Here is a 20,707-nt window from a genome sequence, read left to right as displayed (position 1 = left end):
GTTCGCGGTATCGACTGGTAACGCGCGCTCAGCCCGCGCGGCGCTTGCGGGTGGCGGCGGCGAGGGTATCGAGCGCCGGCTCGGTTTGCGCCCAGCTCACGCAGGCATCCGTGATGGACACGCCATAACGCAACGGCACCCCGGCTTTCAGGTCCTGGCGGCCTTCTTCCAGATGACTCTCCAGCATCACGCCGATAATGCGACTCTCGCGCTGTGATAGCTGCTGCGCCAGATCCTGCACCACCTCCAGTTGACGCAAATGCGACTTGCCCGAGTTCGCATGCGAGCAATCGATCATCACCTGCTCGCGCAGACCGGCTGATTCGAGCGCCGCGCATGTGGCGTCCACCGACGCGCTGTCGTAGTTCGGTCCTTTCTTGCCGCCGCGCAGGATCACGTGCGCGTCGTCGTTGCCGCGCGTTTCGAAGATCGCGGCCATGCCCATTTTCGTCATGCCCATGAACGCGTGGCTCGCGCGTGCCGCGACGATCGCGTCCGCGGCGATCTGCACGCCGCCGTCGGTGCCGTTCTTGAACCCGATCGGGCAGCTCAACCCCGAAGCCAGTTGCCGATGACTCTGACTCTCGGTCGTGCGCGCGCCAATGGCGCCCCACGCGATCAGGTCGGCGATGTATTGCGGACTGAGCAGATCGAGAAACTCGGTAGCCGTGGGCAGCCCCAGACCGTTGATGTCGAGCAGCAATTGCCGCGCGAGCCGCAGGCCTTCGTTGATGCGGAAGCTGCCGTCCAGACGCGGGTCGTTGATATAGCCTTTCCAGCCGACCGTGGTGCGGGGCTTTTCGAAGTAGACGCGCATCACGATCAGCAGATCGTCTTTATAGGCGTCGGCCGCGGCCTTCAGCTTGCGCGCGTATTCGATCGCCTGGTCGTGGTCGTGAATCGAACAGGGGCCGACGATCATTACGAGCCGGTCGTCGCGGCCATGCAGAACGTCGGCGATTTCCGAGCGCGTTTTCTCGACGAGCGTCTGCACGGCGGGCGGCACCGGTAGCTCGTCTTGCAGCAGCGCGGGCGAAATTAGCGGACGGACCGCGCCGATCCGCACGTCGTCGATGCGCGTGGTGTCCTGGGTGGCGTCGGCCGAGCCGACTTCCTGATCGTGCAAAGGATTGTCGATGGCGCTCAAAATATTCTCCCGGGGCTTGATGGTGAGGCGGCGTGGCCGCCTGAGTGCGCGCGTCCGCGCGCCGGTTTGGCGGGGACGCTGCGTGGGGTTGGTGTTCGGTCGGCGTTGCCGCTGCACTGGAAGCGCGCGGGATTCGCATTGAGTTTGCACCGATCCGCTGGCGCGATTATGACACCCGCCAACCGTTGTCGGGCCTGCGCCAGCTCAGAGTTTTCCGATCAATGCCATTGCGGCGGCCGGATTGCGTTCCTTGAAGCCGCTGATCACGTAGAGATAGACATCGCGCGCGGCTGCTTTGGCCGGTGGCTCGGCGGCCGTCTCGAGGTCGTCCGGCGTCGCGCCCGCGGCCAGCTGGCGCGCGCGTTCGGCCCATGCGTCGAGCGCTTTGGCCGAATAGCCTGTGGCCTGTTTATCGGTCGTGCCCATGATGCGGGCATACACGAACGGCGCGGTGAGGTCGGCGATTTGCGGGTAGTCGCTGTCGCCCGCCAGCACCACCGCGACTTTGTACTTGCGCGCGAGCGCGATGAAGTCCGGTGCTTTGAACGTGTCGTTGCGGACTTCGACTGCGTGCCTGAGCTTCTGGCCTTCGATGCTCGCGGGCAGCAGTTTCAGAAAAGCCTCGAAGTCTTCGGGGTCGAATTTCTTGGTCGGCGCGAATTGCCAGTTGACCGGACCGAGCTTCTGTTTGAGCAGCAGCACGCCGCTCGCGAAGAAGCGTTCGATCGTTTCACCCGCGTCGGCAAGCACTTTTCTGTTGGTCGCGTAGCGTGGCGCCTTCAGCGAAAAAACGAAATCGTCCGGGGTTTCCTGATACCACTTCTCGTAGCTCGCCGGCTTTTGCAAACCGTAGAACGTGCCGTTGATTTCTATCGACGTGAGTTGGCGGCTCGCGTATTCGAGTTCGCGGCTTTGCGTGAGGTCCGAAGGGTAGAAGGTGCCCCGCCAAGGGGCGTAGGTCCAGCCGCCGATGCCGATGCGGATGTTCGCGGTGCTGGCACGCTTCGCGGGTGTCGTGCTCTTCGTGTTGCTTGCACGCTTTGCGCTTGTTGCGTTTTTTTCTTCAGCCACGGGGGTTCTCCTTCTGGCTCCAGCCGGGGGAAGCAGTAGATTAGCTTCTTTTCGGCCGCGAGACAGAAGCGCGGATTTACGCTGGCGGAAAACCGCGCGACATGACCCGCTACGCGTCGCGCGTCGTACCCGGCGAGCGGCGCGTGGCTTCTTCGAAGCGCCGGTTCGCCTCCGCAACTTCCGCCCTGAACCGTTGCAACGCGTTCACTGCCAGGTCCGGCGGCGTGAGCGCGGCCCACAGCACGTCGATCAACTGGTCCGCGGTCGCGTCGATGTCGATACGCCGCCTGGTCAGCGTGGCGTCCCACAGCACATGCTCCATTGGCCCGAACACCATCGAGCGCAACAAACGCAGCGGCATGTCGGTGCGAATCTGTCCGCTCTGCTGGCCTTGCGCCAATACGCGCATCAACGGTGCGGTATAGCTGCGCTGCAGTTCGGTCAACGCTTCGCTCAGTTCGTGATGACGCGCGCGTCCCTCGGACAGCACCAGCGCGCAGAGATCGGTGCCGTTCACCAGCATCAGCCGCAAGTGCGTGCGCACAATGAAGGCGAACTGTTGACGCACGCTGCCGTCGCGCGGCAAGCCCGCCTCGATCGCGCCGATGATCTCGTCGTACCAGTCGCCGATCACGCGCGCGCATAGCTCGCGCTTGCCGCGGAAATAGCTGAACACGGTCGCCTCGGAAATGCCCAGGCGCTGCGCGATCTCGGCGGTCGTCGCGCGCTCGTAGCCTTTCTCGGAGAAAACGTCGCGCCCCGCCTGAAGAATTTCTTTCACGCGTTGCTGCGATTTGCGCCCCGCCGGCTGGCGGCGCGACACGGGTAACTCGGCCTTCACGGCAACCGTCATATGAGTGGAGTTCAGATTTGAGGCGCGGCCGGAGCCCAGCGAGCGCGCCAAATGAGCCAAATGAGGCTGATGAGCGAGATTTTAACCGTAAAGCGGTGTCGGAAGCACGTCCGGACATTTTCTGAGTAATACTCAAAAATACCACTTGACGCTTACGTCAATCTGGCGTGAAATGCGCACTGAAACTTGTCGCGCGTCGTGCGGGACGGCAGCGGCGGTGCAATCCGCCGCTGCCCACCAGTCCGCGCGCGGAACCGCCGGCGCCCACGAGGCCGACCGGCCGCCAACGAACTCTGGAGACACAGCAATGCGCAACCTGCCCGGTTTGCAGTTCCCGCTCGGCGAAGAAATCGAAATGCTGCGTGACAGCATCGCGGGATTCGCCGCCAAGGAAATCGCCCCGCGTGCCGCGGAAATCGACCGCACGGATCAATTCCCCATGGACCTGTGGCGCAAGTTCGGTGATCTCGGCGTGCTCGGCATGACGGTCTCGGAGGAGTACGGCGGCGCGAATATGGGCTACACCGCGCATATGATCGCGATGGAAGAGATCTCGCGCGCGTCTGCGTCGGTCGGCCTGTCTTACGGCGCGCATTCGAACCTGTGCGTGAACCAGATTCATCGCAACGGCACCGACGCGCAAAAGCGCCAATACCTGCCCAAGCTCGTGTCCGGCGAACATGTCGGCGCACTCGCGATGAGCGAGCCGAACGCGGGCTCGGACGTCGTCAGCATGAAGCTGCGCGCGGAGAAGAAGGGCGACCGCTACGTGCTCAACGGCACCAAGATGTGGATCACCAATGGCCCGGATTGCGACACGCTGGTGGTTTATGCGAAGACCGATCCCGAAGCGAATTCGCGCGGCATTACCGCGTTTATCGTCGAGAAGGGCATGAAGGGCTTTTCGGTTGCGCAGAAGCTCGACAAGCTTGGGATGCGCGGCTCGCATACCGGCGAACTGGTGTTCGAGAACGTCGAAGTGCCGGAAGAGAATATTCTCGGCCAGTTGAACGGCGGTGTGAAGGTGCTGATGAGCGGGCTCGACTATGAACGCGCGGTACTCGCGGGCGGCCCGACCGGCATCATGGTCGCGGTGATGGACGCGGTCGTGCCGTATATCCACGACCGCAAGCAGTTCGGCCAGTCGATCGGCGAGTTCCAGCTGATTCAGGGCAAGGTGGCCGATCTCTACACCACGCTGCAGGCGTGCCGCGCGTATCTGTACGCGGTGGGCCGTCAACTCGATACGCTCGGCAACGAACACGTGCGCCAGGTGCGCAAGGACTGCGCGGGCGTGATTCTGTACACCGCGGAAAAAGCCACATGGATGGCCGGCGAAGCGATCCAGATTCTCGGCGGCAACGGCTATATCAACGACTATCCGGTTGGGCGGCTGTGGCGTGATGCGAAGCTCTACGAAATCGGCGCAGGCACGAGCGAAATCCGCCGCATGCTGATCGGCCGCGAACTGTTTGCCGAAACGCTCTGATATGTCGTGAGCGCGTCGCGCGAGCATGACATGTGCAACACACGTGCGTTGCGCGCGGCGCGGCGCGCCGGGCACCAGCCTCTATAAATAGCGGCGAACAGCAATTGCCTTGCATGGGATCGGAGCAAGCGCTGAAGCGCTAGCTTCGATCGACATACACTTTGCATGGGATCGGAGTAAGCGCTAAAGCGCTAACTCCGATCGACACCGGAGAAGCTACCCCATGCCGATCATCGAATCAAAGCTCAATCCACGCTCGGACGACTTTCGCACCAACGCGGCAGCGCTCGAAGCGCTGGTCGCCGATCTGCGCGCGAAGATCGAGAAGCTCGCGCTGGGCGGCGGCCCCGCGGCGCGTGACAAACACACCGGGCGCGGCAAACTGCTGCCGCGCGATCGCATCGAGAAACTGCTCGATCCGGGCACGCCGTTTCTCGAGTTCTCGCAACTCGCCGCGTACAACATGTATCACAACGACGCGCCGGGCGCGGGCGTGATCACGGGCATCGGCCGGATCGCGGGGCAGGAGTGCGTGATCGTGTGCAACGACGCGACGGTCAAGGGCGGCACGTACTATCCGGTCACCGTGAAAAAGCACGTGCGGGCCCAGGAGATCGCCGCGGAGAATCATTTGCCCTGCGTGTATCTGGTCGACTCGGGCGGCGCGAATCTGCCGAATCAGGACGACGTGTTCCCCGACCGCGATCACTTCGGCCGCATCTTCTACAACCAGGCGAATCTGTCGGCGGCGGGCATTCCGCAGATCGCCGTCGTGATGGGCTCGTGCACGGCGGGCGGTGCGTATGTGCCGGCGATGAGCGACGAGTCGATCATCGTGAAGAATCAGGGGACCATTTTTCTCGGCGGTCCGCCGCTCGTGAAAGCTGCGACCGGCGAAGTGGTGAGCGCGGAAGACCTCGGCGGCGGCGACGTGCATACGCGCCTGTCGGGCGTGGTCGATCATCTCGCGCAGAACGATGCGCACGCGCTGGCGATCGCGCGCAGCATCGTCGGCAATCTGAATCGCGCGAAGCAGACGCCGCTCGTCTTGCAGGAACCGAAGCCGCCGCGCTACGACGTGAAGAGCATGTATGGCGTGATTCCCGTCGACACGCGCAAGCCGTTCGATATCCGCGAGGTGATCGCACGCATTGTCGACGATTCCGCTTTCGACGAGTTCAAGGCGCGTTACGGCACCACGCTCGTCACCGGCTTCGCGCATATCTGGGGGCATCCGGTCGGCATCGTCGCGAACAACGGCATTCTGTTTTCGGAGTCGGCGCTCAAGGGCGCGCACTTCATCGAACTATGCTGCCAGCGCAAGATTCCGCTCGTGTTCCTGCAGAACATCACGGGCTTCATGGTGGGTCGCAAATACGAAAACGAAGGCATCGCGCGCAACGGCGCCAAGATGGTGACGGCGGTGGCGACCGCGAAGGTGCCCAAGTTCACGGTGATCATCGGCGGCTCGTTCGGCGCGGGCAACTATGGCATGTGCGGCCGCGCGTATTCGCCGCGCTTCCTGTGGATGTGGCCGAACGCGCGCATCTCGGTGATGGGCGGCGAGCAGGCGGCGTCGGTGCTGGCCACGGTCAAGCGCGACGGCATCGAAGGCAAGGGCGGCTCGTGGAGCGCCGAAGAAGAAGAGGCGTTCAAGCAGCCGATCCGCGACCAGTACGAACATCAGGGCCACCCGTACTATGCGAGCGCGCGTTTGTGGGACGACGGCGTGATCGACCCGGCGCAAACGCGCGACGTGCTCGGCCTCGGCCTCTCGGCGAGCATGAACGCGCCGATCGAAGACACACGTTTCGGCGTGTTCAGAATGTGACGATGCGCGACGAAGCGCGGGAGCTGCGACGATGCAATACGAAACACTGAATCTGGAAATCGCCGGACCGGTCGCCACGGTCACGCTGAATCGGCCGGACGTGCGCAATGCGTTCAACGAAACCATGATCGCCGAAGTGACCTCGGCGTTCACGGCGCTGAATGCGCGCGACGACGTGCGCGCGGTGGTGCTCGCCGCGAACGGCAAGGCGTTCTGCGCGGGTGCCGATCTGAACTGGATGAAGAAAATGGCGGGTTACTCGGACGACGAGAACCGCGCCGACGCGATGTTGCTGGCGAACATGCTGGCCTCGGTGTATCGCTGCAACAAGCCGGTGATCGCGCGCGTGAACGGTGACGCGTACGCGGGCGGCATGGGCCTGATCGCGGCGTGCGACATCGTGGTGGCCGTGCAGAGCGCGCGCTTCTGCCTGTCCGAGGCGCGGCTCGGTCTGATTCCGGCGACCATCGCGCCGTACGTGATCCGCGCGTTGGGCGAGCAGGCGTCGCGCCGCTATTTCGCCACCGCCGAGGCGTTCGATTGCGCGACGGCATTGCGCCTCGGCTTCGTCAGCGAAGCGGTCGATGCGCAGCAGCTGGACGCCACGGTCGAACAGCTTGCGCAAACGCTCTGCGCGAACGGACCGCAAGCGGTGCGCGCGTGCAAGCAGCTCGTGCAGGACATCGCGGGCCGCGAGCTGACCGACGCGCTGATCGAAGACACGGCGGCGCGCATCGCGCGCACGCGCGCCGGCGCGGAAGGGCGCGAAGGCGTCGCGTCGTTCCTCGAAAAACGCACGCCGGCCTGGCGCAACTGACGCGCGGGCCACGTCCAATTTGCGGGGCGCGGGCAGCGCCTTGACCAGAACAACCGGCCCGAACGGCACACTTCATCGAGACACTCATGTTCAACAAGATCCTGATTGCCAACCGCGGCGAGATTGCATGCCGCGTTGCCGCGACCTGCAAGCGGCTCGGCATCGCGAGCGTGGCCGTTTATTCGGACGCGGACGCCAACGCGAAACACGTGGCCGCGTGCGACGAAGCGGTGCATATCGGCGGCTCGACGGCGGCGGAAAGTTATCTGCGGGTCGAGCGCATCATCGAAGCCGCGCGCGCCACCGGCGCGCAGGCGGTGCATCCGGGCTATGGCTTCCTGTCGGAGAACGAAGATTTCGCGCATGCGTGCGAAGCGGCCGGCATCGTCTTCATCGGACCGCCGGTCGCGGCGATCGCCGCGATGGGCTCGAAGGCCGCCGCGAAGGCGCTGATGCACGCGGCCGCGGTGCCGCTCGTGCCCGGTTATCACGGCGACGACCAGGAGCCGCAGTTGCTGCATCGCGAGGCCGATGCGATCGGCTACCCGGTGCTGCTCAAGGCCAGCGCCGGCGGCGGCGGCAAGGGCATGCGCGTGGTCGAACGCAGCGAGGATTTCGCGGCGGCGCTGGCCTCGTGCAAGCGCGAGGCGGCGAGCAGCTTCGGCAACGACCGCGTGCTGATCGAGAAGTATCTGACGCGGCCGCGTCACGTGGAAGTGCAGGTGTTCGCGGACCGTCACGGCGGCGCGGTGTATCTGTTCGATCGCGATTGCTCGGTGCAGCGGCGTCACCAGAAGGTGCTCGAAGAAGCGCCGGCGCCAGGACTGAGCGCCGAGATCAAGCGCGAAATGGGCGAAGCGGCGGTGGCCGCCGCGCGCGCGGTGAATTATGTCGGCGCGGGCACGGTCGAGTTCATCATGACCGGCAGCGGCGACTTCTATTTCATGGAGATGAACACGCGTCTGCAGGTCGAGCATCCGGTCACGGAGATGGTGACGGGCCAGGATCTCGTGGAGTGGCAATTGCGCGTCGCCGCCGACGAACCGCTGCCGCTCACGCAGCAGCAGTTGAAGCTCGACGGCCATGCGATCGAGGCGCGCATCTACGCCGAGCATCCGGCGCGCGGTTTCCTGCCGTCGACGGGTACGCTCAAACATCTGCGCATGCCCGAAGGCGTGGAGTTTGTGATCGATGCGGCCGGTTCAGGCGCGGCAGCCCTGGGCGAGGCGGGACGCAAGGCGCCGGTGCGGATCGACAGCGGCGTGCGCGAAGGCGACACCATCACGCCGTTCTACGACCCGATGATCGCCAAGCTGATCGTCCACGGCGCCACGCGCGAAGAAGCGCTCGCGCGCCTGAGCCGCGCGCTGCACGCGTGTGAAGTGGTCGGGCCGCATACCAACATCGAGTTCCTGCAACGCATCGTCGCCAGCGAGCCGTTTGCGACCGCCGACCTCGATACCGGTTTGATCGAACGCCATCACGACGCGCTGTTCGCGCCGCTGAAGAAGCCCTTCAAGGAAGCGCTCGCGCTGGCCTGCGCCGCGTTGCTCACGCGCGAGGGCGGCACGGCTCACGGCGCGTCGCCGTGGGATGCGCTGTCGCTCTGGCGTCTGAATGGCGGCTACACGCAAACGCTCGGCTGGCGCGCGATCGACGACAGTAGCAACAAAAGCGGCGACAAAAGCGGCGATAAGGAACACGGATTCACCGTCTCGTTCGCGCGCGACGGCGCCACGCAAACGCTCGATCACGACGGCGTGCGCGAGCACTTCTCGTGGTCGAACGGCACGGGCGCGCACGAGTTCCGCGCGACGCTCGGCGATGCGCGCATCACGGGCCGCGTGTTCGTCGACGGCGACACGTTTCATGTGTTCTGCCTCGGCGCGGCGCTGGCGTTCGAGTGGCAGAACCTGCTCGCGCATGCGGCCGACGCGGAAGGCGGCGAAGGCCGTTTGACTGCGCCGATGCCGGGCAAGGTGATCGCGGTGCTGGTCGAACCCGGCGCGGTGGTCGAGAAGGGTACGCCACTGCTCGTGATGGAAGCGATGAAGATGGAGCACACGATCGGCGCGCCGGCGGCCGGGACGGTGTCGGAAGTGCTGTATGGGGTGGGCGATCAGGTGGCCGACGGCGCGCAGCTTCTGGTGTTGGACGTGCAGTAGCTTGGCGGTTCAGCCGAGGCGCGCGTAGCCGGCGGCGCGCGCTTCGTTTTCGAGCTGTTCGATGCGTGCGTAGTCCGCGAGAGGCAGCACGGAAAAGCCCTGCAAACGCAGGCGTTTTGCGCGCTCGGGGCGGATTTCGAGCGTTTCGTTCAGCGCCTCGCGCAGCGCGCGGATGGTGGCCGGCGGCACCGTGCTGGAGGCGATCAGCGGCAGGCCCGGCGAGGCCGCCGTCACGCCGATCGCGCGAACCCGGCGGGCCAGCTCCGGCATCACATCGCCGATGAAAGCGAAGGTCACGCAATCGACCGCGGCGACATCCGCGCGATTGTCCGCCACCGCTCGCAACGAGCCGAGGTGCGAGCCGGTGCGCAACACCTTGCTGAAGAACATGCCGGCGCGCGCGTGAGGCGCGACCGCGTGACGGAACACGTTCATGCCGCTATTCGAGTCTTCCTGATTGTAGGCAGCGCGCGCGCCACGGCAGGCCGCCAGCGTATCGAACTGGGCGTCCGCGCGCGTCACCAGCACGCTCGCATAGTGCGCGCCTTCGCAGCCCGGCGCGTCGAAGCGCGGCGTCGCGATCAGCTGGACCTGCTCGTGCAGGCCACGCATCAGCGGGTAGCCGCAGGTTTGCGAGAGCAGCAGGTTGGGGCGCCGCCAGAAGCCGTGCAACTCCTCGTCCGGCTCGACGATGCGGCACGCCGGCTTGACTCTGCGCAGCACGTCGTCAAGCCATTCGCGCCACTCGAGGTCGAGCGCGGGCGTGACGTTGTACATCGGCAGGGCGGCGATCCAGGTCATGACCCGATTCTCGCACAGCTAATGTCTGACCATACGGAACTCGTCGAGCCCGAGCCGCACCGGCTCGGTCGGCCTGAACGTCCACTTTTGCGCGGCAACTGACAGAATCTCCTGCTGCGCGTCCTCGAAGGCGACCAGCAGGTCGCGCTTGCGCTTGCTCGCTGCGCCGCAAAACGCGACCAGCGCCTCGGCGCTGACCTCGAAAATCTGCGCACGGTCGTCGCAGCACACGCGGAACGCGACCGTTGCGCACTCCGTCACACAGGGCCGGAACCCTTCATCGACATAGACTGACATGGCGAACTCCCCTACAACGCCCGAATCATGAGCATGACAAAGCGCGCCATTGAGGTATGTGGGAGAACCGGCATTTGCGATCAAAAGCCGGCTCGCCGGGCGCGCGTAGCGGACGGCAACCGCGGCGAGCGGATACAACCGCGCAAGCTTTGGTAAGCAGGCCCGTCTTTCCGCCCGCTATTCGTCCATTCTCCGCCCGCTCGCGCTGGCTACACTCGCTGCGGCGATTGCGTCTTTGCACAGGATGCGGTCAAGCGGAACGGACGGAGGAGAGGATGATCCACGGCAGTCGACATTGCACGGTGGTGCGCAACCAGGCCCGGCGCCTGTTACTGGCCGCCACGCTGGCGTGCGCTTGCGGGTTGCAAGGCTGTGCAACCTCGCTCGAAACCTTCGGGCTTGGGGCGGGCGTCGGGCTCGTCGGCGCGTTCGGGTTGATTGGTTGCGCGATCGGGTGCCGGTGAGCGTGCCGGTGGCGTGCGACCCGTGCGCCAGGGTTGTCGAGGCGGCGCGGACTGCTCCCGTTCATTGAACCCGCTGCCCGCTGCTATGACCGGTGCGGTGGCCGCACTGGCGCTCATGGGGTGGCCCGGAAGCTGCAACGGTGCGACGGCAACGCATCAGGCCCAAGCGGTCACGGCTAGACCGCTCGCTGATCGCGGCGCGTCATGTCCTGGGCAACAAGGGCTTCCTGCCGCGTCGGCGCGGCTTAGGCTCGACACCGACGCGAGAGTCTCGCGCGAGCACGAGTGCCGTCAGTCTTTCCGCGACGGTTTCGAAGGCCGGATCGTCCTGTGGGACGTAGAGCCATTTTCCGAGCACCGGATGCGGCCGCAACGCAGGCATATCGTCGATCAGCGCGGCATGCCGCTCCTGTGACGTGCAGACCAGCAAGCCGTTCCACGGCGCTTCGCGATCGGCGGCGACCAGCCACAACAAGCCTTCGACATAAGCGGCATCGCAGCCGAACATTCGCTTGCGAACGTAGGTCGCATCTCGCTCGAAGGCGTCGAATATCCAGACGAGCGAGTTGCGGATGGTAGATGGCATGGTCGTGAAGTCTTTGACGAGTGACGCGATTATGCGCGCGAGGAACTCATGCAATCGCCAGCGGGCTTGTCCAGTTCGCTTGCTACACGGATGCCAGGTCGAAATTGGTCGCGAAGAGAGAATATTGTGATGTTAGTGCTTAAGGATTTCCCGCAGGCATTCACAAGACCTCGTCGACGTTCTTTCAGCGCATGATGAACCCACCGTCTACCGAGATCGACTGACCGGTCACATAGCTTGCAGCGTCGCTGCAAAGCCAGAGCACGACGTCGGCGATTTCTTCCGGTCGTCCGTACCGGCCCATGGGAACGGCCTTCAGCAATGCGTCGAGCGCTTCCGCCTGGCCGGAGGCTGCCATCTGTTGCGCCATCGGCGTCCAGAACAGCCCCGGACATATGGCGTTGATCCGAACGCCTCGCGCGGCGTATTCGAGAGCCGCGCTCTTGGTCAGCCCAAGCACGCCGTGTTTCGCGGCGTGATAGGTTCCACGCTCCGGGCCGCCGACAAGACCGCCCAACGATGAACAGTTGACGATCGCGCCACTGCGTTGCTTTCGCATCTGCTGCAACTCGAACTTCATGCAACTCCAGACGCCGCCCAGATTGACCGACATCACACGGTCGTAATCGTCTCGGGAAGAATCGGCTGTCTCGGCGAGGACGTTTTGAACGCCAGCATTGTTATAGGCGACATCCAGTCTCCCAAACGTCGCAACGCTCTGCGCAACCATCTGCTCGACCTGGGTGTCGTCAGCGACGTCGCAACGAACGGCGAGTGCTGCAAAGCCTTTGGCGATCAATTCGTCCGCGGCGGATTGCACGGACTTTTCATCGCGGTCCGCCAGCACCACCGAAGCACCTGATGCGGCGAAAGCCCTGGCAGTCGCAAGGCCGAGCCCCGAGCCGGCGCCGGTGACGAGTGCGACTTTGTTCTCGAAGGATATGTTCATGACGTGTTCTTTCAACTGAAGATTACGCGGGTTCTCGCAGACCTGAGCATGCGTCGGCAGAGCACGCGCTCCAGGGAGAGTAAGCGGACAGCCAGTCGCGCGCGGTTGCGGCACGCGAGTGGCTGTCACATGCTGGCAAGTCAGACGATGACGCGGCGGCCTTCGACCGGATAGTTCGGGTCCGTATAGCCCGGCGTGGACGCGTGGCCCGGCGCAACCAGGCTGTCGACGAACTTCTCGTCGTCCGGTCCAAGCTGCAGCTTGAGCGCCTGAACGTAGCTGTCCCAGTGCGCTTCTGTGCGAGGACCCGCAATCGCGGAGCTCACGAGGCGGTTCTTCAGCACCCAGGCGATGGCGAAGGCAATCGAAGTGGTGCCGCGTTCAGCGGCGTGAGCCGCGACTTTCTGCGCGATGGCCAGCGATTCCGGACGCCACTCGGTCTGCTGGATACGCTTGTCGCCGCGCCCCGCGCGGGAGTCGGCTGGCGGCGCGCCGTCGAGTGCATATTTACCTGTCAGCACGCCGCGCGCGAGCGGGCTGTACGGAACCAACCCGATTCCGTAGTGCCCGGCCGCCGGCATCAGTTCGACCTCGGCGGTGCGGTCGACCATGTTGTACAGCGGCTCGACTGCGACGGGGCGATCGATCCCGAGCTGATCGGCCAGACGCACGATCTCTGCAATGCGCCACGCGCGGAAGTTGGACAGGCCAAAATAGCGCACCTTGCCCTGGCGGATCAGATCGCCGATGGCACGCACGCCTTCTTCCAGCGGCGCATCGTTCAACGACCGATGAAAGTAGAGGACGTCGATGTAGTCGGTGCCCAGACGCTTCAGGCTGGCCTCGACTGACTGGAAAATCCATTTGCGCGACTGCCCCTGTTCGTTCGGACCCGCATTGGCCGTTGCGGGATAGCCGAACTTCGTCGCAACGACCCAGCTGTCACGCCGTGACGCAATCGCGCGGCCGACGATTTCCTCGGAGCGTCCAGCGTGATAAACGTCGGCGGTATCAAGAAAGTTCACGCCCTGATCGGACGCCTTGTCGATAATCGTCCTGGAGGTGGGCTCGTCCGTCTCGCCGCCGAACATCATGGCACCCAAACACAGCGGCGAAACCTTGAGAGCGCTACGACCCAGATATCGGTAGTCCATCATTTCTCCCTGCAGGCCCGTGCCTGCGATTGCCAATGTCGAATAGGGATACATGATAGGCAGATCGGATCTAGCGATAAAGTCCATAAAACGGCAAGCCGTTATGAACTGGGATCATGAATGCGGCGGACGTCACCGCTTCCTCTCTTCGGGGCGATAGCGGATTGCGTCGATCACCACGGTCATTGCCCTCGAAAATTCCCGGCGGCTGGCGTAGTAGGCGTGCAGGCCGGGGAAGGTGGGACACCAATCCTCCAATACCCAAACAAGACGGCCCGCTGCGATATGCGTTTGAACGAGGTCGGCCGGCACATAAGCCAGACCGTATCCGGACAACGCCGCCTCCAGCATCTGATAGGTTCCGTTGAACGCGAGCTGGCCCTCCACCCGAGCCTGAACTTCGCGGTTGCCCTTTTTCAGTTCCCACGGATAGAAGCCGCCAAGAGTCGGCAAACGAAGATTGATGCAGTTGTGCGTGGTCAGGTCTTGAGGCTTCTTCGGCCATTCCCGCTTCTCCAGATACGCCGGCGTACCGACGATTGCCATGCGCATATCGGGCGCAATGCGCACCGCGATCATGTCTTTGGCGACCTGATCGCCGTTGCGAACGCCTATGTCATAGCGATCGGCGACGATATCGGACAAACCATAGTCCGTGATGATTTCAACGTTGATTTCCGGATACTTGCGCAGGACTTTCGATAAGCGAGGCCAAAGAACCGTCTTGGTCGCGTAGTCAGTCGCCGTGATGCGAATCGTCCCGGCGGGTTTGTCGCGAAACTCGGCTACGGCCGCCAGTTCGGCTTCGATCTCCTCGAGGCGGGGCGCGGCTGTCTGGAGCAGACGCTCGCCGGCCTCGGTCGGCGAAACGCTGCGCGTGGTGCGGGTCAAGAGGCGCAAACCGAGCCGTGTTTCGAGCGCCCGGATCGTGTGACTCAGCGCAGACTGCGATACGCCCAGTTGTGCGGCGGCACGAGTAAAGCTGCGCTCGCGCGCGACGGCGATGAAGGCGATCAGGTCGTTATAGTTTTCGCGCGGCATTAATGAGCTCGTTTCATAGGTGTTTGCCGATTTTAGCGTCTAGTCAGGCGCGCGTGTGAAGGCTAGATTTGCAGACGTCGCGAAACACCCATCGCAGCAGTGCCGGTCGGGACAGGTTCGTTGCGGAGCGGTGAATCGCCGGGCTCTCAGAAGAAGCATCGAGCATGCGAGTCTTCAACACGGGTCGAGCGGTTGCCGAGGGATATGACCTATGAAAATAGTCGCTGTGGCGATGCTGGTGCTTTCTTCAGGTTTTGCAGCCTGCTCGCCGATCGAAAGGAAAACAGACATGGAAAGCTCAACTCCACGCGCATCCGTCAACGCGATTGACGGTATGCGCACGGTCTCGCCAGCTCTTGAGCGCTATACGAGCGACGTCGTGCTAGGCGATTTGTGGAAGCGCCCGCAACTGTCCGCGCGAGACCGCAGCATCGTAACGCTCTCGGTATTGATCGCGCGCAATCAGAGCGCGGAGATGCCGTACTACCTCGATCTGGCGCTCGACAGCGGCCTGAAGGCGAGCGAGATTGCGGAACTCATCACGCATCTGGCCTTCTATTCCGGCTGGGCAAATGCGACGGCGGCCGTCAAGGTGACGAACACGGTCTTTGCTAAACGCGGAATCGGTGCAGCGCCGCTTCCACCGGCCTCCGGTGCCCTTCTTCCTCTCGACGAGGCAGCGGAAGCGCAGCGCGATTCGTCAGTTGCGCAGAACTTTGGTGCCGTGGCCCCGGGCGTTGTCCAGTTCACACGAGACGCGATCTTTCGGGACCTCTGGCTGCGACCGGACCTCGCGCCGCGAGACCGCAGTCTCGTGACGGTCAGCGCACTGGTTGCCGCGGGGCAGGTCGCACAACTGACCTATCACCTGAACCGGGCAATGGATAACGGGCTGACCAAAGCGCAGGCGTCGGAAGTCATGACGCAACTGGCGTTTTATACGGGCTGGCCCAATGTCTTTACGGCACTCCCCGTCGTTAGAGATGTCTTTGAGAAGCGGCCCGATTGAGCGGGGCCGCCCATCCCCAGCTGATGAATGTCATCACCACCAGCGCCGTGGCCCGGATTGCGCGTGCGCGGAGAATACGCCCAGGGAAAAGTCCGGAGTGGCGGCGATCACGAAGTGCTTATACTGAAACGGCAAGCGTCTTCCAGATGCTGTCGGCTTGATGACGATGGTGCGATTGGCGCCGAAATGAGTCATCAATCAGCCCTTCACCAGGGTGCGAAGCAGGCCGCCAACGCGAAATCCGAAAACTGGTAATGCACCCTTGTTCGATGCTGGGTCCGGCATTGGGTGAAGGTCAGCGGCGCTCGGATGGACGTCGCCAGATGTTGAGTCTTTCAGTGGACGGCTAGCCACGCATTTTGCCGATTCGCCCGATCAGCCGTCCCGATGCCTGACATAGGGGCTTGTTATGGACGATACGTACGACCTTCAGCGCTTTGTCGACGCGCAGAACCCGCACTATGCAGAAGTTTGCGAAGAGCTCGCCGAAGGGCGCAAACGCAGCCACTGGATGTGGTTTGTCTTTCCGCAGATCCGGGGTCTTGGATCGAGTCCGATGGCGCAACGTTTTGCGATCTCGTCGTTGCCGGAAGCCGAGGCGTACATGCGCCATCCGATATTGGCTCAACGTCTGCGGGAAACGACCCAGCTCGTCAACCGCGTGGACGGTCGCTCGATCGAGGACATTTTCGGCTATCCGGACTACCTGAAGTTTCGCTCGTCGATGAGCCTGTTCGCGCGGGCGACGAGTGACAATGAAGTATTCGTCGAGGCGCTACGCAAATACTTCAACGGGGAGGCCGATCCTGACACGTTGCGGTTGCTGTAGATGAACGCACCGATCAAATCGTCCGCATAGCACAACGGGCGACCCGCGAGCATCGCGGAAATGGCGCGGCTATCTCCAATGCCCCGGCAACCACTTAACGGGCCGGGCCGGAGCCTGAAGCGCTCGCCAGCCGCTCGGAAATGAATATGTTCACCGTGTGCATGAGCATCGCGAGGTCTGCCGGTTTACGGAAAAAGGCCGACCAACATACTGGTTCGTCTGGTGGCTCAGGCAGGGATGACAGCATGACGATGGGCATCCCAGCGAGTGCCGGCTGGCATCTGATTCGACGGCATAGCTCTGCACCGTCCATTTCAGGCATCTGCCAGTCGGTGACAATGAGACGGGGAACGACGTGCAAAAGAGTACGCAACGCTTCGCGTCCGCTTTGCGCAAGCACCGCGTGATGGCCGCTGGATTCCAAAGCTAGTTGCAGAGCCCACAGATTGTCGCGGTCGTCGTCGACCAGAAGCACGATAGACATGGTGGTGATCCGAATCCCATCCAGCGCCGCCTCGCTGCCCCGGGAAATTTTGCTGACCGCGCCGTGCCGTTCCGTTGGCATCGGCGCGGTTGCCAGTTGGAACCATTCGGACGTTCAGATATCACTGTCGATTCCCGGGTCAAGCTCCCGCGTCGTCGCCCAATATGGCGAACGGTTGTAATACTGATGTACCTGCGTGCCCCATGTTACGTCGGCCATTGCAGGCCAGTGGTCCTTGTCAAAACCAGGGTCGTCCTTGAGTTGCTGGGCGGTGATGTCGACGCGGAAGCGTTTCGCGTCGGTATCCAGTGTCAACGCACTCCACGGAATGGCGTGCAGCGTCGAGCCCATTCCAAGAAAGCCGCCTTCCGACAGCACCGCATATGCGATCCTGCCGCCCCGAACGTCGAGCATGATGTCCGAGATTTTTCCGACGTCTTCGCCGTCGGAGGTCACAACCTTGGTTCCGTCAAGCGTGGCCGATGCCATGACGTCCGGGCCCGGACCATCACCTACGCCGGTGCCAACGATGCGGGCTCCGGCACCAGACGAGGTGCCCCGCGGGTCGAGCGTGCTCATGATTTCCTCCTTTCCAGATTAGGCAGAAACAGAGTGCGCAAGCGCTATGCCCAAGTCTCTTTGCGGTGTTTCGCGGTGCTGGCTATCACTGGGTCAAACACCGCATTCGCCATGCATGTCGAGGCGCTGGTTCGTATTTCAGAGCGTGAACGCCGGAAAAAACATCGTTCGTGTCATCCTGGGCATAGCCTCGTATTGCGCCACGTTGCGAGCGCATCTCTCATGAACCCGTGCTCAGCCTGCTCCGCAAGCGCATACGCTCATTGAAACGACGTTCGCGTCGGGCGAGGGCGAACGCGCAAGACATTTCCTGTCTTCGTTGCGCGAGCGCGTCGGCGAACATTGGCTGAGCCCGCGGAGCGAAGCGGCGATACATCGGCTGAGCCGCGGAACGAGCAAGGCAGGCGTGCCGCCACTTGCGCGAGGAGGATCGCGTCGCGACGATCCCGCCGATCGCTGCAGCGCCCGGGAGGGCAGGCAGCGCGCATGCCTCGCAAACATCGAAAGGAAAGCTGGGCTGGCGCACGATGAATCGTTCGCATGCGCCAGTCGAATACCGCCGCTCAGAAGAGTAACGATCCAGGCTTCGCGCGCCGCTGCGTGGCGGCTATTTATCGACGACGACCCGTTCCCCCGGCCTTGTGAACAGTTTCCGCACGCTGCTGCCTACCCATGCGGCGATCCCCGAGCGGCTGGCAATTGCGACGGTCCGGCGAGGTCCCAGAATGATCGCGCCGACGCAAAGCGCGAGGACCGCGGTAACGCGGGGGGCCTGTGTCATGGCACCGACGAAACTGGCTGCGGGTAGCCTGATCTGGCGACGTGCCACCGAAACGTCGGTGGGAGTGCTGTTCGCTTCGAGCAAGGCGACGCGCGACGCGGCCATGCGGGCGAGGATGGCGGCCTCGGCTTCCTTGCAGGTCAGTGCGCGGTTCATTTAAGCGCCTCCTTCAACGTGTCGAGGTCACTTCGAATCTCCCGCTGCAGAACGTGAAGCGATCGCCCCGGTTTCCCGGATCGGACGATGAGCAGGGCGACAACGGACACAATCAGCCACATCGCGGCCACGCCCCAGACCACTTGCAGAAAATAAGGCGTCTGCCACGCCGTTGCGATGATCGCGATGCAGACAAATGAAAGGGTGAACAGTCCCGCGACGGCTAGGGCGACAAGGGCACTTAATTCGTGGACCAAACGCTTCCTGGTTTCCTCGAGTTCGACACCGAGAAGCTCACCATAATCGCTGGCGCGCTCGACGCAGAATCGGCCGACGTTTCGCCACTTCGTGACTTTTGAGCGCACGGACATGTCGTGACTCCTCGGTGGATGTTGGTTCGGTTCGACAATGGCTGGACGTGCATTGCCTGACTGCTGCTACCTCGTGTCGTCTCGCCCGTCGTCGGGCCGCGAGCGGTTTGCCGCGCGCAACGCGCCAAGGATGAAGCCGACACCTGCAGCGATCGCGAGCGCCGCGAACGGCCGCTCCACGGTGGCTTCGCGCACAACGTTCGTGAAATCGGCATAGAGCTGTCGCGCCTGGTCGCTCAATTCCTTCGCGTGCGCGCTGACTTGCGTGACGGTATCGCCGAGCAGATCCTCCGCGGCCTGCTGCGCGTCGCCAGCGGCCTCCCGCACGGTTTTTTCTCCGTTGGTCGTTTCCATTGCTTGCTCCTCAAGTGAATGCGATGACGCCCGCACGAAACGCGTCGGTGAAAAAGACGATGGCGTTTTTTCGCGCGGGATCGGCGGGGCCGCCGAAAAGCCGTGTCAAAAAGTGAGTGCGCTACAAGTGCGCAAGAGCCGGGCCCACCAGGCAGGCCGGCGGTACACCGCACAAAGGGCGCATCGGAAGCATAGTGTAAGGCGAGCCGCTTGCTTGCGGAGTTGGACAGAGCGACTCCCGCCGGCCACACCGCGCCGTTCGAAGCAACTTCAATGATCGACTGCTGTAACGTTGGACCGGGAAGATGTTGGCTACGATCCGAAAACGGATAGGTGGGAGGAGCGGGCACCGATGCCTACACCTCGCTCGGGCTGTGTCTTCCAGAGTTCAGTTCACGAGGTACTTGCCGCCTGAATGCGGCACTGCTTTCCTGCGCACTTAGCTTCGTCCCATCGTTCGCCGTTCCCCTCACGATCTGGTCCGAAAAAAATAATTGAACGGAGGTCTACGGTTTCGGAGATCGGTGCCGATAAGACCGCTCATAAGTCCCCCCGCCAGAAGAGGCTTCCCAATGCCATTTGATTTTATCGCCCGCCGCCCGACCCGATTAAAACGTATGCTCGTTATCCTGGTTGGCTGTACTGGCGTTCTTGCCAGCCTGTCGATCTGGGGCCGGGTGCCTGCCGACGTACTCGCTGACGCGGATAGAGAGGTCGCCCGCTTCGGCCCCGCACTGGTGGACACCGCGTGTCCGGTCGAAGGCGCGGTCTCAAGGGACGCTCGCGGTACTTTTCTCATGTGCTGGAAACAGGTCTGGAGCAAGCCGTAGGCCCTACTCCCATATCGCCCCGGCGTCTCTGTCGTGACGCATGGCGCACAACCGGGATTTTCTGATTGAATGTCCGGCACGAGGCTAGACGCAACGGACGAAGACCAGAGTGGTCGCCGGAGTACGGGCGCTGGCTTTATTACTGATCTTCCGCCGGTGCGCCGCGAACCATCGCCTCGCATGTGCGGGCCCGTGCAAGTTAACGATTTCTTCATATTGTGTCGATAGTGATTTCGGCAGTTCGACCGGAAGATGGGGTAAGCGCTACGAACGAGACGCTGCGCGCGCAGTAGTCCGAAACCGCCATTGCGGCCGACCGTCTGTTGACCGCTTCCGCATTACCTTGCTGGAGTCAATTGACATGAAAACACTTCGACTCGTGGCGATCTGCGCTTTCGCCCTCTCACTGGGACAAGCGTGGGCGCAAGACAAACCAGTGCCGTCTGAAGCACCGTCTGCCGCTCAGGACGTCGGCGGCACGCCCAGCTCCTCAACAGGCGAAGCAGGACACGCAATGCAAGTCTCGCGGCAACAGGTTTATCAGGATCTCGTTCGCTCACAGCAAAGCGGAGAACAAGCCCGCCTGTGGGGCGACCTCTACCGCGGCGGCCAATGAAGAACCGGTGGCCTGCGCCACCGGTCGAACCTC

Annotated in this window: 22 protein-coding genes; 8 read left to right on the top strand and 14 right to left on the bottom strand. The window is 63.2% G+C overall.

Annotated features, from left to right (window positions below; all coding sequences use genetic code 11):
- Window positions 1–28: 28 nt before the first annotated feature.
- From FVF58_RS23535 to FVF58_RS23525, 3 genes are all read right to left on the bottom strand, one after another.
- Entirely contained in the window at window positions 29–1,147 is a 1,119-nt protein-coding gene (locus FVF58_RS23535) for a 3-deoxy-7-phosphoheptulonate synthase (protein WP_149672238.1), read from the bottom strand.
- Between the two features lie 204 nt (window positions 1,148–1,351).
- Complete coding sequence (locus tag FVF58_RS23530) at window positions 1,352–2,218, bottom strand: DUF72 domain-containing protein (RefSeq protein WP_246217172.1); 867 nt, start codon at window positions 2,216–2,218, stop codon at window positions 1,352–1,354.
- A gap of 109 nt (window positions 2,219–2,327) precedes the next feature.
- Complete coding sequence (locus FVF58_RS23525) at window positions 2,328–3,071, bottom strand: TetR/AcrR family transcriptional regulator (protein WP_149672237.1); 744 nt, start codon at window positions 3,069–3,071, stop codon at window positions 2,328–2,330.
- A 307-nt stretch (window positions 3,072–3,378) separates the two neighbouring features.
- On the opposite strand from FVF58_RS23525, the gene FVF58_RS23520 reads away from it, so the two are divergent.
- From FVF58_RS23520 to FVF58_RS23505, 4 genes are all read left to right on the top strand, one after another.
- A complete protein-coding gene (locus FVF58_RS23520; RefSeq protein WP_149672236.1) occupies window positions 3,379–4,560 on the top strand; it encodes an isovaleryl-CoA dehydrogenase in 1,182 nt (393 codons plus the stop codon).
- A 223-nt stretch (window positions 4,561–4,783) separates the two neighbouring features.
- The gene (locus FVF58_RS23515) at window positions 4,784–6,391 is read left to right on the top strand and encodes a carboxyl transferase domain-containing protein (protein WP_149672235.1); all 1,608 of its coding nucleotides are present in this window, start codon (window positions 4,784–4,786) and stop codon (window positions 6,389–6,391) included.
- 31 nt (window positions 6,392–6,422) lie between these two features.
- Window positions 6,423–7,208 carry an enoyl-CoA hydratase/isomerase family protein gene (locus FVF58_RS23510; RefSeq protein ID WP_149672234.1) on the top strand — a complete coding sequence of 262 codons (786 nt, stop codon included), beginning with the start codon at window positions 6,423–6,425 and terminating at the stop codon, window positions 7,206–7,208.
- 86 nt (window positions 7,209–7,294) lie between these two features.
- The gene (locus FVF58_RS23505) at window positions 7,295–9,373 is read left to right on the top strand and encodes an acetyl/propionyl/methylcrotonyl-CoA carboxylase subunit alpha (protein WP_149672233.1); all 2,079 of its coding nucleotides are present in this window, start codon (window positions 7,295–7,297) and stop codon (window positions 9,371–9,373) included.
- A 9-nt stretch (window positions 9,374–9,382) separates the two neighbouring features.
- Here FVF58_RS23505 and FVF58_RS23500 read toward each other — a convergent pair whose 3' ends face one another.
- Complete coding sequence (locus tag FVF58_RS23500; protein ID WP_149672232.1) at window positions 9,383–10,174, bottom strand: phosphate/phosphite/phosphonate ABC transporter substrate-binding protein; 792 nt, start codon at window positions 10,172–10,174, stop codon at window positions 9,383–9,385.
- Between the two features lie 18 nt (window positions 10,175–10,192).
- Entirely contained in the window at window positions 10,193–10,471 is a 279-nt protein-coding gene (locus FVF58_RS23495) for a DUF1488 family protein (RefSeq protein ID WP_149672231.1), read from the bottom strand.
- A 275-nt stretch (window positions 10,472–10,746) separates the two neighbouring features.
- On the opposite strand from FVF58_RS23495, the gene FVF58_RS23490 reads away from it, so the two are divergent.
- A complete protein-coding gene (locus FVF58_RS23490; protein ID WP_149672230.1) occupies window positions 10,747–10,935 on the top strand; it encodes a hypothetical protein in 189 nt (62 codons plus the stop codon).
- Window positions 10,936–11,137: 202 nt separating this feature from the next.
- Here FVF58_RS23490 and FVF58_RS23485 read toward each other — a convergent pair whose 3' ends face one another.
- The 4 genes from FVF58_RS23485 to FVF58_RS23470 form a co-directional block, all read right to left on the bottom strand.
- Window positions 11,138–11,521: a hypothetical protein gene (locus tag FVF58_RS23485; protein ID WP_149672229.1), complete on the bottom strand. Its 384-nt coding sequence runs from the start codon at window positions 11,519–11,521 to the stop codon at window positions 11,138–11,140.
- 184 nt (window positions 11,522–11,705) lie between these two features.
- Window positions 11,706–12,470, bottom strand: a complete 765-nt coding sequence (locus FVF58_RS23480; protein WP_149672351.1) for an SDR family NAD(P)-dependent oxidoreductase — start codon at window positions 12,468–12,470, stop codon at window positions 11,706–11,708.
- 140 nt (window positions 12,471–12,610) lie between these two features.
- Entirely contained in the window at window positions 12,611–13,624 is a 1,014-nt protein-coding gene (locus FVF58_RS23475) for an aldo/keto reductase (RefSeq protein WP_149672350.1), read from the bottom strand.
- A gap of 132 nt (window positions 13,625–13,756) precedes the next feature.
- Complete coding sequence (locus FVF58_RS23470) at window positions 13,757–14,665, bottom strand: LysR family transcriptional regulator (RefSeq protein ID WP_149672228.1); 909 nt, start codon at window positions 14,663–14,665, stop codon at window positions 13,757–13,759.
- Window positions 14,666–14,954: 289 nt separating this feature from the next.
- On the opposite strand from FVF58_RS23470, the gene FVF58_RS23465 reads away from it, so the two are divergent.
- Window positions 14,955–15,674, top strand: a complete 720-nt coding sequence (locus tag FVF58_RS23465) for a carboxymuconolactone decarboxylase family protein (protein WP_246217171.1) — start codon at window positions 14,955–14,957, stop codon at window positions 15,672–15,674.
- A 409-nt stretch (window positions 15,675–16,083) separates the two neighbouring features.
- The gene (locus FVF58_RS23460; RefSeq protein WP_149672226.1) at window positions 16,084–16,503 is read left to right on the top strand and encodes a DUF1810 domain-containing protein; all 420 of its coding nucleotides are present in this window, start codon (window positions 16,084–16,086) and stop codon (window positions 16,501–16,503) included.
- A gap of 94 nt (window positions 16,504–16,597) precedes the next feature.
- Here the strand turns inward: FVF58_RS23460 and FVF58_RS23455 are convergent, their stop codons facing one another.
- The 5 genes from FVF58_RS23455 to FVF58_RS23435 form a co-directional block, all read right to left on the bottom strand.
- Entirely contained in the window at window positions 16,598–17,068 is a 471-nt protein-coding gene (locus FVF58_RS23455; RefSeq protein ID WP_149672225.1) for a response regulator, read from the bottom strand.
- Window positions 17,069–17,101: 33 nt separating this feature from the next.
- A complete protein-coding gene (locus tag FVF58_RS23450; RefSeq protein WP_149672224.1) occupies window positions 17,102–17,566 on the bottom strand; it encodes a PRC-barrel domain-containing protein in 465 nt (154 codons plus the stop codon).
- 607 nt (window positions 17,567–18,173) lie between these two features.
- Window positions 18,174–18,503: a hypothetical protein gene (locus FVF58_RS23445; protein WP_149672223.1), complete on the bottom strand. Its 330-nt coding sequence runs from the start codon at window positions 18,501–18,503 to the stop codon at window positions 18,174–18,176.
- Entirely contained in the window at window positions 18,500–18,874 is a 375-nt protein-coding gene (locus tag FVF58_RS23440; protein WP_149672222.1) for a phage holin family protein, read from the bottom strand. The genes FVF58_RS23445 and FVF58_RS23440 overlap by 4 nt, the downstream gene beginning before the upstream one ends.
- A gap of 66 nt (window positions 18,875–18,940) precedes the next feature.
- Window positions 18,941–19,228 carry a CsbD family protein gene (locus FVF58_RS23435; protein ID WP_149672221.1) on the bottom strand — a complete coding sequence of 96 codons (288 nt, stop codon included), beginning with the start codon at window positions 19,226–19,228 and terminating at the stop codon, window positions 18,941–18,943.
- A gap of 1,191 nt (window positions 19,229–20,419) precedes the next feature.
- On the opposite strand from FVF58_RS23435, the gene FVF58_RS23425 reads away from it, so the two are divergent.
- Window positions 20,420–20,674 (top strand): hypothetical protein, encoded by a 255-nt coding sequence (locus tag FVF58_RS23425; RefSeq protein ID WP_149672219.1) that lies wholly within the window; start codon window positions 20,420–20,422, stop codon window positions 20,672–20,674.
- The last annotated feature ends 33 nt before the right edge of the window (window positions 20,675–20,707 follow it).

It is taken from the genome of Paraburkholderia panacisoli (assembly GCF_008369935.1).
Lineage (GTDB): Bacteria > Pseudomonadota > Gammaproteobacteria > Burkholderiales > Burkholderiaceae > Paraburkholderia > Paraburkholderia panacisoli.
The sequence above is the reverse complement of the archived record's forward strand: the minus strand, read 5'-3'. Positions and strand labels throughout refer to the sequence as shown.